Below are 16,506 nucleotides of genomic sequence, written 5' to 3'. Positions count from 1 at the left end.
CGGAGAAGTCTCACTTGTTAATATCTGCTGATGCCCAGTTTAGAAACGACTTTGTCAACTGCTCTTTTGTTTTGTCGATACTTTGACTGAACAGGGGAAACAACAGAAAAGGAAAGTGTATGAACTATTGGCTATTTAAAACCGAACCGGGTGAATTTAGCATTGATGACTTGAGGGATGTTACAAAGCCTGAGCCTTGGGATGGTATTCGCAACTACCAGGCACGCAATATTTTGAGAGATCAGGTTAAGCTTGATGATCAAGTACTAATTTACCACAGTAGTTGCAAGAACATTGGGGTTGCAGGGACTGCAAAAGTTGTCAAAGAAGCTTATCCTGATCCCGCTCAATTTGATCCGGAAAATCACTATTTCGATCCGAAATCAGACCCTGATAATCCTCGCTGGGTTTGCGTCGATGTTGTTTTTGAAAGTAAGTTTGGGAACATTGTACCGCTTAAAGTGATTAAAGATACGCCGAAACTAGCGGACATGACTCTAGTTAAACGAGGTAGGTTGTCGGTTCAGCCCGTGACCAAAAGTGAGTTTCAACTAATTAAAAAAATGTCGAAAGCGGTTTAGATATCAGCTTCTTTTAAACGATTCCTGTTTTTAATTTGCCTCAGGCAGAATTGTAATTTTGGCAGAAGGGTTTTAACCGATAATTTGAGCGACTTTAATCAGGCGCTATGTTCACTCGCAACATTATATTTTGCCTGCGCTTGAGCCTGTTTTTCGAGTAATAATTCAAATTCATCGGCAGGAATTGGCTTGGCAAAGTGATAGCCTTGGCCATAGTCGCAATTAGCGTGTGCCAAAAGGCGTTGCTGTACGTTATTTTCTACGCCTTCAGCAATCACTTTTAGTCCGAGCTTGTGCGCCATAACGATAATAGCTTCACACAAAACCATATCATCTGATCCATCTGAAAGGTTTTTGACGAAAGACTTATCAATTTTAAGGTAGTCAATATCGAATTTCCTTAAATAAGATAGCGAGGAATAGCCTGTGCCAAAATCATCCAGAGAAACTTGAAAGCCATTGTCTCGCAGTTTAAGTAGGTGACTTGATATATCGTCATGGCCTTCCATCAACATACTTTCAGTAATTTCGATGCCTATCGCTTGTGCTGCCAGCCCCATATTTTTGGTAAGCAAATGCCAATCGATGGTGCTGTTACTCTGAAATTGTAGCGGTGAAGTATTGACGCTAACTTGAAAGTTTGGATGGTATCTTTTTCGCCAGATCTTGGCTTGTTTCACCGATTCGATAAACACCCACTTCCCAACTTTAATAATCATTCTGGTTTCTTCGAGAATGGGAATAAACTCGATTGGGGAAACATATCCTTTAGTGGGATGTTTCCATCTTATCAATGCTTCGGCTTTATCAATTGCACCTGATGTCAGGTCTACTATTGGCTGAAAAAAAAGTTCAAATTGCTGTTCTTCAATCGCAATTCTAAGTTCTTTTATTAACAACATTCTCACCATTGCTTCTTGCTGCATGCTAGGGGTAAAGTAATGAAAATTGTTGCGCCCGTTTGCCTTAGCCGCGTACATTGCCTGATCTGCATTCTTAAGAATTTCGACCATATCTTTTGAGTCTTTGGGACATAGCGTAATGCCGACACTCGCTGAAATAAATGCGTTTTCCTTAAGTCTAAACGGGGCCTTTAAACTATTAAGAATCTTTTGCGCAACCGTTTCAACACCGCCGTCTCGATTGATGTCATTCAAGATTACAACAAACTCATCGCCGCCTAGTCGCGCCAATGTATCTGACTGTCGTAAGCAACTTTTTATTCTTTCCGATGCTTCAATTAATAGTTGATCACCTTGATCGTGCCCAAGTGTGTCATTAACTTCCTTAAACTCGTCAAGATCGATTAACACCAGAGCGAATGGTTCTCCTTTCCGAGAAATGCGTGATATTTTTTGTGCCAATCGATCCTGGAATAATCTTCGATTTGGCAACCCGGTGAGGAAGTCAAAATTTGCCTGATTCCATATTTCTTTTTCTCTTTCTGCTAGCTGCACGTTATGTTTGCGCAAATGGAATTGTCTGTAAGCAAGAAAAATAAGAATGATGGACGCGGCAATAGCGAGTTGAATGATACGCTGGTAGTCTTCAACAATTTCGTAGCGTACGGTCAGCCAGGAACTATCGATGCGTTTTTTGTCTTCAGGATCAATTGCCGCGATTGCTTTGTTAAAAATATCTCGCAGTGGAGCCATTTCTTTTCTGACGCCAATGCCTAGTTGAATTGTCGATAGTTCGTCGAATTGACCATTGATTTTCAGATTAGTATATCCGCCGGTTTGTATTGCATAGCCGACAATATGTAACCCGCTTAAGTAACCAAATATCTTGCCTCGGTTTACCATATCGAGGCCGTCGTGTAGTGTTTCAAACTCTACTAACTTGATTTTTGGAAATCGATTTTTTAGCAGGTCAACGTACGCATAGCCTCGACGGACGCCGAGTTCTTGATCAACCAGATCAGACATTTTTGAAACGAAAAATTTTTCCTGAGTTGTGACCACTACAAAAGGAATATTGACGTAGGTTTCTGTAAAGGTCAGGTATGATTCTCTCTGCGGTGTTTTGGAAGCTAGCGAGATGATGTCGCATTTGCCTTGTTTTACAAAATCAAGCGACTCATTCCAGTTATTGGTGATGACCAGGCGAATCGGCGTATCAAGTATATTCTCGAAAATCTTCATATATTCTGCGTTAATGCCAGTATGACTACCTCGCACGATATCGTCGAGTGGCATTGAGTCTGGGCCGACACAGAGGTTGATTTCCTTGATTGAAGAGAGAAAGGCGCGTTCTTGTTCGGAAAAAGATACTGGCGAAGCTGCGTAAGTGCTAGTCAAAATATTGACGGCAATAAGAAAAATTGTCGTTATCAGGTTACGCATCAATCTGAACAAGGTTCGAATAGCTTCATCGTACATTAGGGTTATTTAATTTAGTGTAGTCTATGTTTAACCGATAGTCTTTGGCATTTCCGTAGAAGGAATAAATCATCTTAAACTTGGCTGCCTTTAGTGGCAAATTACTAGTTTTAAAGCATTTTTTGGTTTTATTTTTTAGCTTTTCCATTGATTCATAGCGTCGAGTTTAATGTTTTCGATAAGTGCTTTTTATCTCAAAATAAGATTCTTTTATTTGCGTTTATCAACATATGAGATTTAATAGTGGTGATTTAATCCCGAGCGAAGATAATTTTGGCTAAGCTACGTCTGCAGTTAGTCATTGTAAATTGTCAATTTTCGCGAGGTGAGGTGCAATTTGTTTTGCGGTGACACGCATTTCTTTTTTCAGCCAGGTTAGAAAAGATTTCACTTTTTTTAGCTTAAAATGATTTTCTGGCGCAACCGCGTAAAAGCTGTAGTCTTTAAATGCATAATCTTTGGCGTAAACCAGTTCTCCAGATTTAACCAATTCGACCACCAGGCTCATTCGTTGAAATGAAATTCCCTGACCGCTTCGTGCGGCTTCCATACCCAGACTACCGTCTTTGAATAACAGGGTTTTACTCAGTTGTTCATCTTTAAAGTCAAAAAACTTCATAAAGCTGAAGAGGGCGCTTTCTACACCTTCAAATGTCCCCCTAATCACAGGCAAACGCATAATATCTTCACGTGTAATATCAGGGCCATTAAGCAATTTTGGATGGCAAATCATTACAACGGGGTCATGCATCAAAAGTTCGCTTTTTAGTCCCGGGTAATGCCCCTGTCCAAAACGGATGGCTATGTCATAGTGACTATTTTCGAAGTTGTGTTGTTCAACCGAAGTATCCATATTAATAGAAAGTTCTGGGTGACGTTGATTGAAGCTGGAGAGGTGGCTTATTAACCAATGCGAAGCGAACGATGGCATTGTGGTTAACGTCAACCTGTTTGGATCAGGATCATCGAGGACCAGGTTGAGTCCTTGGTGAATGTTTGAAAACGCTGTTTGAATATAAGGAAAAAACAAATGCCCTTTGTCGGTGAGCTCAATTCGCTGATGCTTTCTTCTGAAGAGTTGAATTCCTAGTAATGACTCGAGGTTTCTTATCTGTTGGCTAACGGCTGCTTCACTCACATTGAGTTTTTCTGCGGCCAGCTTAAAACTTTCAAGCTTAGCTGCCCAAAAAAAATAGCGAAGCCCGTTTAGCGGAACTGGATATGTCTCATTCATACTTAAGCTTAAGAAAAACTTAAGTGTAAGTCAAATTTTATCGTTTGTCAGTTCTCGGGGCTAGGCATATATTAATGGCATGTCAGTCAATTTTGTTGACAAAATAGTTATCAGCCTAAAGAGGGAATAGCCATGAAGAATCAATTTAAAGTATTCAGTTTTGTCCTGTTATTATCGGCTCTTGCTGCGTTTTCTGGTAGTGCACGCACGGCAGAGTCAAACAATTATCGTTTCAACAAGTTAACCCAATCGTTATGTGATAGTGTTAAAAACGATCAATTGGCAAAATTTCGTTCGGAGTTGCTCACTGCAAGAGTTCACATAAGAAATATTTACTCGCAAGTTCAGTGTGATGGTTCTCCGTTGCTAGACATCGCGATGATTAACCAATCGAAAAAAATGGTATCGTATCTTAAAAATAAAGTGCTTCATATCGATGTAAGCAATCTGCAACAAGAGAAAGTTGCAGGTTAAGCTTCTAGCTGAATCAATATCAGAATGTTGTTAGTCAATTTGGCGGGAACTCCCGCCTTTTTTATTTTTAACAATGATGGTCGCTATTTCTCTCAAGCAATGTTATTACCTGCGCTTTTTTGTGTTATGTTATTTAATGAAATATGACGCTTTACCGCATTAAATTACTATCTCTATCGATGTAAGTTGGACACATTCAGGAAAGTGAGCAATGAGAAATTATCTCGTTACCGGTGGAACTGGACTTATCGGACAAGCGCTAATTAAACAGCTATTGGAAAGTCATAATCAGGTTTGGGTTTTAACTCGAAATCAAAACAAAGCCAAAAGTATTTGGAAAAATACCCGTTTTGAAGATCGACTGACCGCAATTACACATTACGATGAGGTCGCTGATGAGGTTGCAATTGATTATGTTATCAACCTGGCCGGCGAGCCTATCGCTGATAAACGCTGGTCGAACAGACAGAAACAAAAAATATGGCAGAGTAGGATAATACTGACCGAGAAACTTGTTGATTGGCTTACTCATCGTGAGCTGCGACCCAAAGGGCTAATTAGCGGGTCAGCTGTTGGCTGGTATGGTGATGGCGCTGACAAAATACTCACCGAACAAAGTGAAGCTAACGATGAATATACTCATCAATTATGTCAAGCCTGGGAACAGGCGGCTTTAAAAGCGACAGAGTCTGGTGTTCGGGTTTGTGTAATTCGAACCGGGCTAGTGGTGTCGGCCCAGGGAGGGTTTTTAAGCAAATTGAAATTGCCCTTTCAATTTGGGCTTGGTGCAAAAATTGGCAATGGTAAGCAGTACATGCCGTGGGTTCATATTGATGACATGGTCAAAGCAATATTGTTTTTACTTGCGGCCGATAAGGTCGAACAGCCAGAATTGAGCGGCGCTTTTAACTTAACCGCACCCAACCCGGTGACTAACGCAGAGTTTACTCAAACCCTGGCTGCTGAGTTAAATCGCCCCAACTTTTTAGTGGCGCCGGCCTTCTTGTTAAAACTAATTTTAGGGGAGATGTCTCGGCTTTTGTTGACTGGACAAAGGGCCGTTCCGCAAAGATTAACCAATGCAGGTTTTGAGTTTCGTTTTAAGACGTTGCAAGAAGCGTTGAGTGATGTTTTAAGCGAATAACTTAGCTTTGTGAAATTTAATCGGTAGCTTGGCGCAACTATATTCAACCGCAATTTTGTGGCACTTAAGCTTCTATTTTGGTGATTAATTTATCGTTAAACCACTGCCTTAAGTAGTCAACAACCTGGTAGGGGGCACGCTGTTCGTTGTACCACTCTAACAAAGGTTCACAAACCTCGCTAAAACAGCTACCACGTAAAAAGTTTTGCAATGTGCTCCATTCAGGAAATGAAAGCGAACGATACTCTGTCAGGTTTTCCTGGTTTCGCCATATTACCCAGTAACGTTCTCCCTGCTGAGTTGCAGGTTCTGGAGAACGCTCTGACTTGATGGCCTGCCAACTTTCAACAGAGTTCCATTCTGCATTTAATAATTGCATACTGGGATGAAAGCGAAGTTTAATAGCGGGCCAATGTTCGGGCGTGATTATTTGTAAACTCTCAATGGTCAAGCGCTCGCTTTTTGATGCATCAAAAGCAAACATCAACAGGCGTTCAAACAAGGCAATTTCTGCAAGAATAGGGTGTTCGGAAAATGGTGCCTGTTTTGATAAAAATTGCGGCAGGTCGTCACAATAATGCCTTAGTGAAACATGTCTGGATGGGTGTAGAACAATATACTTTTCTACCAACAGGTCGAAAAGTTCGTCGCCGAGATATTGACCGAGTACTGGGTGATCATTATCGATGACATCTCTTAACCGTTTTTTAAATGCAAAGCGATAAATGTTAAGTCGATCATTTTTATTAGCGCCGTTTTTATCGCAAATAAAATCGCTAATGTCAGATTCTTTATCAAATAAATAATCAATAAAGCTATGGTGAAGTTTTTTTAGCTCTGACATGAACTTGCTCTAGAAACTTTGTTAGAGCAACTCGATTGGAACTGCGCATTAGTTTGAGGTAAGAACTCGCTAGCAATACCGCGAGCATAATTTAATTCTGCTTCCAACTCTTCAAAAGGTGGGATTTGGTCATCTCTTTCAATCATTGTGCTAACAGCGCCGAGATGTTCGATTGCATAGCGATATAATGACCATACAGATTCAACAACGGGATGATCGTGAGTGTCGATGACATAGTCACCATAATCACTATGCCCCGCTAAATGAAATTGAAAAACTTTTTCTTTATCGACTGAATCAATATAGCGCAGAGGATCAAAGTTATGGTTGCGTGAACTAACATAAATATTGTTAATGTCGAGCAACATCAAACAGCCCGATCGAGCGACTATTTCATTAAAAAATTCCCATTCAGAAATAACAGAATGTTTGTAGGTCACGTAACTTGAAACATTTTCAAGAAGTATTGGCCTCCCTAAAAATTCTTGTGCCTGCTGAACTCTTTCAACTACATGATTAATTGCTTCTTCGGTATAAGGCAAGGGCATTAAATCGTGAGTGTTAATTCCGTGGGCAGAGGTCCAGCAAAGATGATCTGAAACCCATTCGGGTTGTACTTCCGCAATTAGGCTACGTAAAGATTTTAAATAGTTGATATCGAGTGGATCGCTACTACCGATGGATAACGAAACACCGTGCATTACCATTGGGTAATGTTCTCGAATCGCGTGCAAAAAGTACTTAGGCTTACCGCCTGCGACCATATAATTTTCGGAGATGATTTCAAACCAGTCTATATCAGGTTTTTGTTCTAATACATGATGGTAATGCTCGGTGCGTAAACCTAGCCCAAATCCTAAATAGGGTCTCCCGTTATTTATATCCATCCTATCACACTTACGTCGCCTGAAAATTAATAAAACTACTAGTAATAAAATACTAAAGAAATCGTAATTTATTATTTAAAAAGATAAAAACAAAAGGCGCGATTGCGCCTTCATATCTTAACGTTTTCGATACTATGCGCCTTCTTTTCCGCCAACATCACCACAAGATTTTGCAGGCATTGCAACGAATCCATGACCTTTACATTCTGCGTGTCCCGCACAAGCATTTTCAGCTGTTTTACAATCATTGTGACCTTTGCATTGATTAACGCCGTAGCAATGTACTAATTCGCTTTCAGCTATAGTGCCGCGATAACTATCTTTGATTTTTCCGCCAATATCGTCGCAGGCTTTACTAGGCATAGCGACAAAACCGTGGCCCTTACACTCGGCATGCCCGGCACATGCGTTTTCGGCTGTCTTACAATCATTATGGCCCTTACATTGGTTAACTGAATAACAATGTACGAGGTCGGTTGTACCTCCCTGAGCTGTGGCTGTTGAAGCGCTGTTGCCAGAATGAGTTGTTGTACATCCCATTAAAGTTGCTGCGGCAACTGCAATGGCCGCTCCAGTAATTTTTTGACTTACTTTTTTCATAACTATCTCCCGATAGAGTTTTTTCCAATATTCAGGCAATCATTTTATTTGCCCAGCTCTATTACACTTCTGAAGACACGTTTGCAGTTTTGTTTGTTACAAATAAATATTTAAGTCGCTGTAAAAAATTACTCGGCCATAGTCTTAAAATAGCCTAATAACTCAGGTTTAGCCATTTGTTGAGCAAGTCAATATCAACAATAAATCAATAATTAATCAGCAAGTATTCAATAAATAATCATCATTGTGCAATATATAAAATTCACCATTATGAGTCGGTTGATTTGTTTAACGTGTTTGTTTTATGGGGCTTTGCGAGCAGAGGGCATGTTGACAACGACAAAGTCAACTGGTGGCACACCTTTTGTTTTTCTCTTTTTATCTGATTTTTGTGTCAATTAACGACAATTAGACGATTATATGGACGTATTTTCAATTTTTGCGGAGGCTATTTCATCGTTAAATAGTGTTTGATTAAGTAAAAATGAACCCGTAAAAGCATTCTCAGCCACGGGTTACATTTTATCGATTGTTAATTCACCGAATTGCTAGATTATTGCTGAGCAGATAAAAACTACCCTTGATTTTAACTGCTCATTAAGGATTAAAATTTCGCTTCGTAGCGATGGCAATAAGGGGAGTGCCCATTTTTTTGATAATAGTCCTGATGATAATCTTCAGCTTTCCAGAAGGTATCGACGGGTAGCAATTGAGTGGCGACGTCGTAACCTTTTGTACGAAGAATATCGATTAATTTTTCGGAAATTTGTTTTTCATCATTATTGTTGTAAAAAATTGCGGACAGGTATTGTGAACCTTTATCAGGTCCCTGGCCGTCTGTTTGGGTTGGATCATGAATTTCGAAAAATAACTTGGCTAAGGTTTCAAAATCGACTTCATCCGAGTGATAGTTGATTTCAACAACTTCGAGGTGACCGGTAGTTTTACTGCAAACCTGTTCGTATGTTGGGTTGTCCGTTTGCCCTCCCATATATCCAGATACTGCGCTTACAACGCCTGCTTGTTGCTGCATTAAATGCTCGACTCCCCAAAAGCAGCCGCCGGCAAAATATGCAGAGTTCGTTGGTTTATCATTATTGGAATTTTTATTGTTGGCGTCTATTTCATCAGAGCTGACAAAGTTCATCGAAATTGAATTAACGCAATGCCTGATATTTTTCTCGGTTAAACCTTCACCACTAAACACATGCCCGAGGTGTCCGCCGCAATTGGCACAAAGAATTTCGGTACGGCGGCCATCTGCGTCAACTTCTCGCCTGATTGCGCCGCTGATTTCATCGTCGAAGCTTGGCCAGCCACAATGGGAAATAAATTTATCCTCAGACCGATAGAGTGGTGCATCGCACTGTTTACAGGTGTATATGCCACCTTCGGAAAACTCGTTATATTTCCCGGTAAATGGGCGTTCTGTACCTTTATCAATGATAACGCGTTTTTCTTCTGGCGATAGTGGGTTGAGTTTTTGGGTCATCACTAATTCCTCTCTAGTTGCCGAGTTGTCATATGGCTACCACATTCCGGGCCAGGTTTTATTTCTGCTTGCCGAACTTTGTGGTTGTTCATTTTGTCCTATAGAGTCACATAGAACAAGAGTGTTACTAGATATCTTCACATTGTTGATATGAGTAGCACAGAATACCGACGTAAAGAATTTAAACTAACCAAAAGAACTGAACTATCATTTGACTGGACTAATGCATCTCGTTAACCTATGCGCGCTTCAGTTCTAGTGTTTCAAATGAGTTTTTTCTTCGGGACTTTCTGAGTTCGGTTGCTTATCAATAAAAATGAGGATTCAATGACAAAGCAACTATTAAAATCAGGCATTATTGTCAGTTCTATGACTTTCTTATCTCGAATTTTGGGATTAGTGAGAGATATTGTCATGGCTAATCTTTTGGGGGCTACCTGGGTCACTGATGTTTTTCTGGTTGCACAGAAAATCCCTAATTTTTTACGTCGATTGTTTGCGGAAGGCGCTTTCTCACAAGCATTTGTTCCTGTTTTATCAGAATATCAAACGAATCGAGAACTTCAGGAAGTCAAAAAACTCATTGCGGAAACTGCTGGCACACTCGGTTTGGTATTGTCGGCCGTTGCGTTTATCGGCGTGATTGGTTCGCCGTTATTAGTGTCGTTGTTTGGGCCTGGGTTTGTTGGCAAGCCAGACGAATTTGCCTTGGCATCACTGTTATTAAAAATTACTTTTCCCTATATTTTGTTTATTTCGTTGACGGCGTTTTGCGGGTCAATTTTAAATAGTGTCGGCCGATTCGCGATTCCCGCCTTCACTCCGGTGCTGTTAAATATTTCGATGATTTCTGCGGCTATTATTGTTTCTCCTGCGTTACCCGATGCCACTGCCATGGCTTTGGCCTGGGGAATTTTCGCTGCAGGTGTTGCCCAGCTTTTGTTTCAATTGCCGTTTTTGTGGCGCGAAGGATTGTTGGTCAAACCTAAATGGGGCTGGCGATCGGATGGCGTTCAAAAGATTCTGACATTGATGGGACCTGCGCTTTTTGGCGTTTCCGTCGCTCAAATTAATCTATTGTTAGATACCGTTATCGCTTCGTTCCTTGAAAAGGAGGGGAGTATTACCTGGCTTTATTATTCTGATCGAATGCTGGAATTTCCGCTCGGTATTTTTGCTATAGCCATTTCAACGGTGATTTTGCCGTCGCTATCTCGACAACACGTTAGCAATAACGCCGAAGATTTTAATCAAACCATGAACTGGGGACTAAGACTGGTTTTCCTGATTGGTATTCCGGCGACAATCGGCTTATTTATGATGTCTGAACCCATTATTTTGTCGGTGTTTCAACACGGTGAATTTTCGCTGCAGTCGGCTCATAGCACTTCATTAAGCTTGAAAGCATATATTATCGGGTTACTTGGATTTATGTTGGTCAAGGTTTTAGCAACCGGCTTTTTTTCGCGGCAGGATACAAAGACTCCGGTGAAAACCGGCATTATCGCCATGGTGACGAACATGGTATTTAACTTGATCCTGTTTTATCCGTTAGAACATGTTGGGTTAGCACTAGCGACGGCGATTTCCGGGTTGGTTAATTCATCTTTACTATTTATTAATTTGAGACGTGCTGGAGTTTTTAAATCTGACGGCCGCTGGAAAGTATGGTTTATCAAACTCGCTTGCGCTAACCTGGTTTTAATCGGTTTTATTACTGCTTTTATGGGGGATATTGAATTGTGGCAGGGCTGGACGATGTTTGAGCGAGGATGGCATATGGCGGTGCTGGTTATCGGCGCTGTTGGTGTTTATGCGTTGTCACTTATTATCTTTGGCGTAAGAATGAAAGATCTTCGTCACGCATAAATTTTCCGGTGCACCAGGCAGGTGTCCGGGCTGCTCTGATAAACTGTATTTTAATTCTCGAATAGCCTCTATCAGCCATGGACTGTCTGGTATATAATCCAGCCCTTTTGCAGCACCAATATTTAGCACTCACATGAAATTAATCCGAGGGTTAATTAACCTTCAAAGTCAACCTTCTGCTTGCGTTGCCACCATTGGTAACTTCGATGGCGTCCACCTTGGACACCGGGCGATAGTTGAACGATTGATTAAAAAGGCGAAGCAACTCGGCTTGCCGTCATGTGTTTTAGTGTTTGAGCCTCACCCCAAAGAGTTTTTTATGGGCGATCAATGCCCGCCGAGGCTATCCTGTTTCAGGGAAAAGTATCAGCAGCTGAGTCAATTAGGGATAGATAAGCTGGTGGTTCTACAGTTTAACCAGGCGTTACGAGAAATGGATGCGGCAGATTTCGTCAACGACATATTAATCGAAAAGTTAAAAATTAAACATTTGGTTGTCGGTGATGACTTTCGCTTTGGACACCGGCGGCAAGGTAACTTTCAGTTATTGGAGCGAATGGCTTCGGGTCAATATACTCTTGAGCCAACTCACAGCATCCTGGTTGATGGAGAGCGAGTGAGCAGCACGTTAATCCGCCAAAAGCTCGCGAGCGGTGAATTGGAATTTGCAGAAAAAATGCTTGGTCGCCGTTATTCGATGAGCGGGAAGGTGGGTTATGGCCAGCAATTAGGCCGCACGCTTAATTTTCCGACTGCCAATGTCGCTATTAAGCGCCGTAGAATTCCATTAAGCGGGGTGTTTCTGGTAAAGTGCCGTTGGCTGCAAGAGGGGGTTGAACAGCAAGCCTGGGGAGCTGCTAATTGTGGTTCAAGACCTACAGTTGATGGCAATAATTACCGCTTGGAAGTCCATCTTTTGGGTGTCAGCCCAACGCTTTATGGGATAGAATTGTCGGTCGATTTTTTGGCTTCGATCCGAGCGGAACAAAAATTTGCTGGCATTGATGAATTAAAAGCGCAGATAGCGAAGGATATTAGTCAGGCAAAAGCGCTAATTCAGAAGGTCGATATCAGTCGCTAAATTAGTAATTAGAATTAACTTATTGGATTAAAATAGTATGACAGACTACAAACCAACTTTAAATTTGCCGGATACCGATTTTCCGATGCGCGGCAACCTGGCTCAAAAGGAGCCAAAGTTATTAGCCAAGTGGACTAAAGATGGTTTGTATCAAGCGATTAGAAAGGCCTGTGATGGCCGTCCGAAATTCACACTACATGATGGCCCTCCATACGCCAACGGTGACATCCACATTGGCCACGCGGTTAACAAAATACTCAAAGACTTTGTTATCAAAAGTAAGACGCTGAGTGGATTTGATGCGCCTTATATCCCCGGTTGGGATTGCCATGGGTTACCCATTGAACATCGAGTAGAGAAAAAAATAGGCAAGGCCGGTGTTAAAGTGCCTTTCGCTGAATTTCGCCAAAAATGCCGCGATTATGCCGCGAAACAAGTCGAAGGTCAGAAAAAAGACTTTATTCGATTAGGTGTTCTGGGCGATTGGGATAATCCTTATCGCACCATGAATTTTGACTTTGAAGCCGATATTATCCGCTCGTTAGCAAAAATTGTTAATAATGGCCATTTGCATAAAGGCTTCAAACCGGTTTACTGGAGTGTGGTTGGTGGTTCTGCATTAGCGGAAGCTGAAGTTGAATATCAGGACAAAGTATCATTTTCCATTGATGTGCGCTATTCGCCAATCGATGAAGCCGAATTTTTAAATCAGTTCACAGCGGTCGAGTCGGATAAAGGCGAAGGACCTGTTTCAGCTGTTATCTGGACAACAACCCCATGGACCTTACCGGCCAGTCAGGCAGTTTCCGCACATGCTGAGCTTGAGTATGCTTTAGTTGAATTCGATGCTACCAGTGAAACTGATCCTCGTCTGGGAGTCGGTAAAGAGCGCGTTGTGCTGGCGGCTACAATGGTTGACGATATTATGCAACGCTGGGGAATTGAAGATTTTCGAATTGTGGCCACTGCCACTGGCAAGCAGCTGGAAAACCAGAAGCTGCGTCACCCATTTGCAGATCGAGAAGTACCATTAATTTTAGGTGAACATGTGACTACCGAAGCGGGTACCGGTTTGGTTCACACTGCCCCTGATCACGGTGTTGAAGATTTTGTGGTAGGAAAAGAATATGGCATCGGTACTTTAAATCTGGTTGGTCCAAATGGTGTTTATTCAGAACAAACACCAAGTTTCGCTGGCGAGCATGTCTATAAGGTTGATGAGCCTGTTTGTGAGTTACTCGCAGATAAAGGGCGTTTAATTCGAAAAGACAAACTCAAGCACAGCTATCCCCATTGCTGGCGAACTAAAACTCCACTTATCTTTCGAGCGACGCCGCAATGGTTTATCTCTATGGAGAAAAATGGTCTGCGTGGTTTGGCAATGAATGCGATTAATGAGGTCAATTGGGTGCCGGATTGGGGACAGGCGCGAATCGAAGGAATGGTTGATGGTAGACCTGACTGGTGTATCTCGCGCCAAAGAACCTGGGGTGTTCCTTTGTGTTTGGTTGTTCACAAAGAAACAGAAGAATTGCACCCAAGAGCAACAGAACTGATGGAAGATGTCGCTAAACGCGTTGAGAAAGAAGGCATGCAAGCCTGGTTTGACTTGCCGCTTGAGGAACTGATCGGTGACGAAGCATCTCAATACCACAAAATAGAGGACACACTCGATGTGTGGTTTGATTCTGGCGTGACTCATGCTTGCGTTATGGGAAGACGCGATGAGCTAGAAGAGCCCGCGGATCTTTATCTTGAAGGGTCAGATCAACATCGAGGCTGGTTTCAGTCTTCGTTGCTGACAGGCTTAGCGATGAATGGTCATGCGCCCTACAAAACTGTACTAACTCATGGTTTTACCGTGGATGCGAAAGGCGTGAAAATGTCCAAGTCTTTGGGTAACGTAGTTGCACCAATGGACGTCATCAATAAATTGGGAGCCGATATATTGAGGTTGTGGGTTTCGTCAACTGATTATCGCTCTGAAATTACGGTGTCAGATGAGATCCTGAAACGAACGGCTGATAAATACCGTAGAATGCGTAACACAGCGCGTTTTTTCCTGGCTAATTTGAAAGGATTTAACCCTGAAACTGATATGGTTGAAGCGGAAGAAATGTTGCCGCTTGATCGTTGGGCGGTTGCACGAGCATTGCAGGTTCAAAATGAAATCAAAGATGCATTTGATGATTATAATTTTCTGATGGCAACAAATGCGATGCATCATTTCTGCTCGTTCGACATGGGAAGTTTTTACCTCGATATCATTAAAGATCGCCAATACACCGCTAAGAGTGGTTCCCTGGCACATAAATCTTGTCAAACGGCGCTTTATCATATCGTGCAAGCTGTTTGCCGATGGTTTATGCCGGTGCTTTCATTTACCGCACACGAAATCTGGCAACAAATCCCAGGAGTTAAAGAAGATTCTATTTTCTGGGAAACCTGGTACGAAGGTTTGTTCGAAAACGCAGAGGATGCAGCGATAACAGAAGACGACTGGAAGTTAATTGACCAGGTAAAAACAGAATGTAATAAAGCTATTGAGAGTATGCGTAAAACTAACGATATTGGTTCTTCGCTAGAAGCTGAAGTAACGCTTTACGTTTCAGATGAAATTGGCGCTGTCTTGAAAAAACTTGAGGATGAATTACGTTTTGTATTAATTACTTCTCAGGCCAAGGTTGTCAGTGAGAAAGATAGTTCTGCTAAAAATGAATTTCAAAGTCAAGGTATCGAAACAGAAATGGCTGGTTTGAGGCTAGAGATTATTGCTTCTGAACACACCAAATGTGTCCGTTGTTGGCACCGCAGAGAAGATGTCGGGCAGAATGAAGAGCACCCTGAGCTTTGCGGTCGTTGCGTAGTCAATGTTGATGGTGAAGGAGAGCAGAGATTTTATGCCTAACGCCGATTTAGTTAGTACTGAGAAGTTAAAGCCGCTGCAAACTGGGCTACAGTGGCTGTGGCTAACCATATTGTTTTTTATTGTTGATCAGGTCACTAAACACCTCGCGGTCGCTTATATCGAGCCTTATGAAACCATTGAAGTTATGCCGTTTTTTAACCTGGTTATTCGTTATAACCCGGGCGCTGCGTTTTCTTTTTTAGCAGATGCAGGTGGTTGGCAAGTGTTTTTCTTTAGTGCGGTTTCCATCCTCGTTAGTCTTGGGATTCTGTACTGGATGTACACCATACCTGCAGCCCAAAAATGGCTTTCTTGTGCACTGGCGTTAATTCTAGCTGGTGCGCTGGGTAATTTGTACGATAGGCTCACACTGGGGGAAGTGGTTGATTTTATTGATTGGTACTATCAGGATTATCACTGGCCGGCATTTAATATTGCAGATAGTGTTATTTTGCTAGGTGCTGCGATGATGTTGATAGATAGTTTTATCAATCCAGAAGAGAAGCAAGATGTTAGAAAGAAGTGAATTATGTGAGCAGGTAACTTCTGGTTGTCGTGTGTTGGCTGATGTGACAATTAAACTCAAAGACGGTAGCGTTGCTGACAGTACCAAGGTTCATGGTAAGCCGAGCTGGCTGATTTTGGGTGATGGGAGCTTTAGTGAGGCTTTTGAATCAAACCTGATCGGCGCTAAAATAGATGACAAATTAACTTTCGAACTAGGCCCGGCAGATGCATTTGGCGAGTCGGTTCCAGATAATATTCACTTCATGGATATTTCCCAATTCCCGCAAGATGTTAAACTGGAGAAAGGCGCAATTGTTTCCTTTGAGCAACCTAATGGCAATCAGCTCCCCGGTATTATTCGAGAAATTCTTGGAACATCGGTGAAAGTTGATTTCAATCATCCATTAGCGGGTGAAACGGTTATTTTTGAATTAGAAATCAAACAGATTGCGGCGTAGTTGGTCTTAATTGACATCAATTGCTTTACAATGCGTATGTTGGTTT

Annotated in this window: 14 protein-coding genes; 8 read left to right on the top strand and 6 right to left on the bottom strand. The window is 41.8% G+C overall.

Translation table 11 applies throughout. The annotated features are described in order from the left end of the window. Positions 1 to 119 precede the first annotated feature (119 nt). The gene (locus FLL46_RS15960) at positions 120 to 581 is read left to right on the top strand and encodes an EVE domain-containing protein (protein ID WP_142932337.1); all 462 of its coding nucleotides are present in this window, start codon (positions 120 to 122) and stop codon (positions 579 to 581) included. A 98-nt stretch (positions 582 to 679) separates the two neighbouring features. On the opposite strand, the gene FLL46_RS15955 is transcribed toward FLL46_RS15960, so the two are convergent. Beyond that, on the bottom strand, positions 680 to 2,962 hold the full coding sequence (locus FLL46_RS15955) for an EAL domain-containing protein (protein ID WP_142932336.1): 2,283 nt from the start codon (positions 2,960 to 2,962) through the stop codon (positions 680 to 682). A 298-nt stretch (positions 2,963 to 3,260) separates the two neighbouring features. After that, positions 3,261 to 4,196: a LysR substrate-binding domain-containing protein gene (locus FLL46_RS15950; protein ID WP_142932335.1), complete on the bottom strand. Its 936-nt coding sequence runs from the start codon at positions 4,194 to 4,196 to the stop codon at positions 3,261 to 3,263. Positions 4,197 to 4,328: 132 nt separating this feature from the next. Between FLL46_RS15950 and FLL46_RS15945 the strand changes: the two genes are divergently transcribed. Next, positions 4,329 to 4,670: a DUF3718 domain-containing protein gene (locus tag FLL46_RS15945; protein ID WP_142932334.1), complete on the top strand. Its 342-nt coding sequence runs from the start codon at positions 4,329 to 4,331 to the stop codon at positions 4,668 to 4,670. 211 nt (positions 4,671 to 4,881) lie between these two features. Next, positions 4,882 to 5,814 (top strand): TIGR01777 family oxidoreductase, encoded by a 933-nt coding sequence (locus tag FLL46_RS15940; protein WP_142932333.1) that lies wholly within the window; start codon positions 4,882 to 4,884, stop codon positions 5,812 to 5,814. A gap of 64 nt (positions 5,815 to 5,878) precedes the next feature. Here FLL46_RS15940 and FLL46_RS15935 read toward each other — a convergent pair whose 3' ends face one another. The 4 genes from FLL46_RS15935 to FLL46_RS15920 form a co-directional block, all read right to left on the bottom strand. Continuing rightward, positions 5,879 to 6,658, bottom strand: a complete 780-nt coding sequence (locus FLL46_RS15935; protein WP_142932332.1) for an HvfC/BufC N-terminal domain-containing protein — start codon at positions 6,656 to 6,658, stop codon at positions 5,879 to 5,881. Beyond that, positions 6,646 to 7,545 carry an MNIO family bufferin maturase gene (gene bufB / locus FLL46_RS15930; protein ID WP_142932331.1) on the bottom strand — a complete coding sequence of 300 codons (900 nt, stop codon included), beginning with the start codon at positions 7,543 to 7,545 and terminating at the stop codon, positions 6,646 to 6,648. Before bufB ends, FLL46_RS15935 begins: the two co-directional genes overlap by 13 nt. A 132-nt stretch (positions 7,546 to 7,677) precedes the next feature. Next, positions 7,678 to 8,145: a BufA2 family periplasmic bufferin-type metallophore gene (gene bufA2, locus FLL46_RS15925; protein ID WP_142932330.1), complete on the bottom strand. Its 468-nt coding sequence runs from the start codon at positions 8,143 to 8,145 to the stop codon at positions 7,678 to 7,680. Positions 8,146 to 8,749: 604 nt separating this feature from the next. Then, on the bottom strand, positions 8,750 to 9,637 hold the full coding sequence (locus FLL46_RS15920) for a bifunctional methionine sulfoxide reductase B/A protein (RefSeq protein WP_142932329.1): 888 nt from the start codon (positions 9,635 to 9,637) through the stop codon (positions 8,750 to 8,752). 327 nt (positions 9,638 to 9,964) lie between these two features. Here FLL46_RS15920 and murJ point away from each other — a divergent pair, with 327 nt between their 5' ends. The 5 genes from murJ to fkpB all read left to right on the top strand — a co-directional run bounded on the left by murJ (position 9,965) and on the right by fkpB (position 16,460). Then, positions 9,965 to 11,506 (top strand): murein biosynthesis integral membrane protein MurJ, encoded by a 1,542-nt coding sequence (gene murJ, locus FLL46_RS15915; protein WP_142932328.1) that lies wholly within the window; start codon positions 9,965 to 9,967, stop codon positions 11,504 to 11,506. Between the two features lie 133 nt (positions 11,507 to 11,639). Beyond that, positions 11,640 to 12,587 carry a bifunctional riboflavin kinase/FAD synthetase gene (gene ribF / locus FLL46_RS15910; protein WP_142932327.1) on the top strand — a complete coding sequence of 316 codons (948 nt, stop codon included), beginning with the start codon at positions 11,640 to 11,642 and terminating at the stop codon, positions 12,585 to 12,587. A 37-nt stretch (positions 12,588 to 12,624) separates the two neighbouring features. After that, positions 12,625 to 15,495, top strand: coding sequence for an isoleucine--tRNA ligase (gene ileS, locus FLL46_RS15905; protein WP_142932326.1), 2,871 nt, complete (start codon positions 12,625 to 12,627; stop codon positions 15,493 to 15,495). After that, positions 15,488 to 16,021 carry a signal peptidase II gene (gene lspA, locus FLL46_RS15900; protein WP_142932325.1) on the top strand — a complete coding sequence of 178 codons (534 nt, stop codon included), beginning with the start codon at positions 15,488 to 15,490 and terminating at the stop codon, positions 16,019 to 16,021. The genes ileS and lspA overlap by 8 nt, the downstream gene beginning before the upstream one ends. After that, complete coding sequence (gene fkpB, locus FLL46_RS15895) at positions 16,005 to 16,460, top strand: FKBP-type peptidyl-prolyl cis-trans isomerase (RefSeq protein WP_142932324.1); 456 nt, start codon at positions 16,005 to 16,007, stop codon at positions 16,458 to 16,460. Before lspA ends, fkpB begins: the two co-directional genes overlap by 17 nt. The last annotated feature ends 46 nt before the right edge of the window (positions 16,461 to 16,506 follow it).

The organism is Aliikangiella coralliicola, assembly GCF_007004725.1.
GTDB lineage: Bacteria > Pseudomonadota > Gammaproteobacteria > Enterobacterales > Kangiellaceae > Aliikangiella > Aliikangiella coralliicola.
Note: the sequence above shows the minus strand (reverse complement) of the source record. Positions and strands in the feature narration are given on the sequence as shown.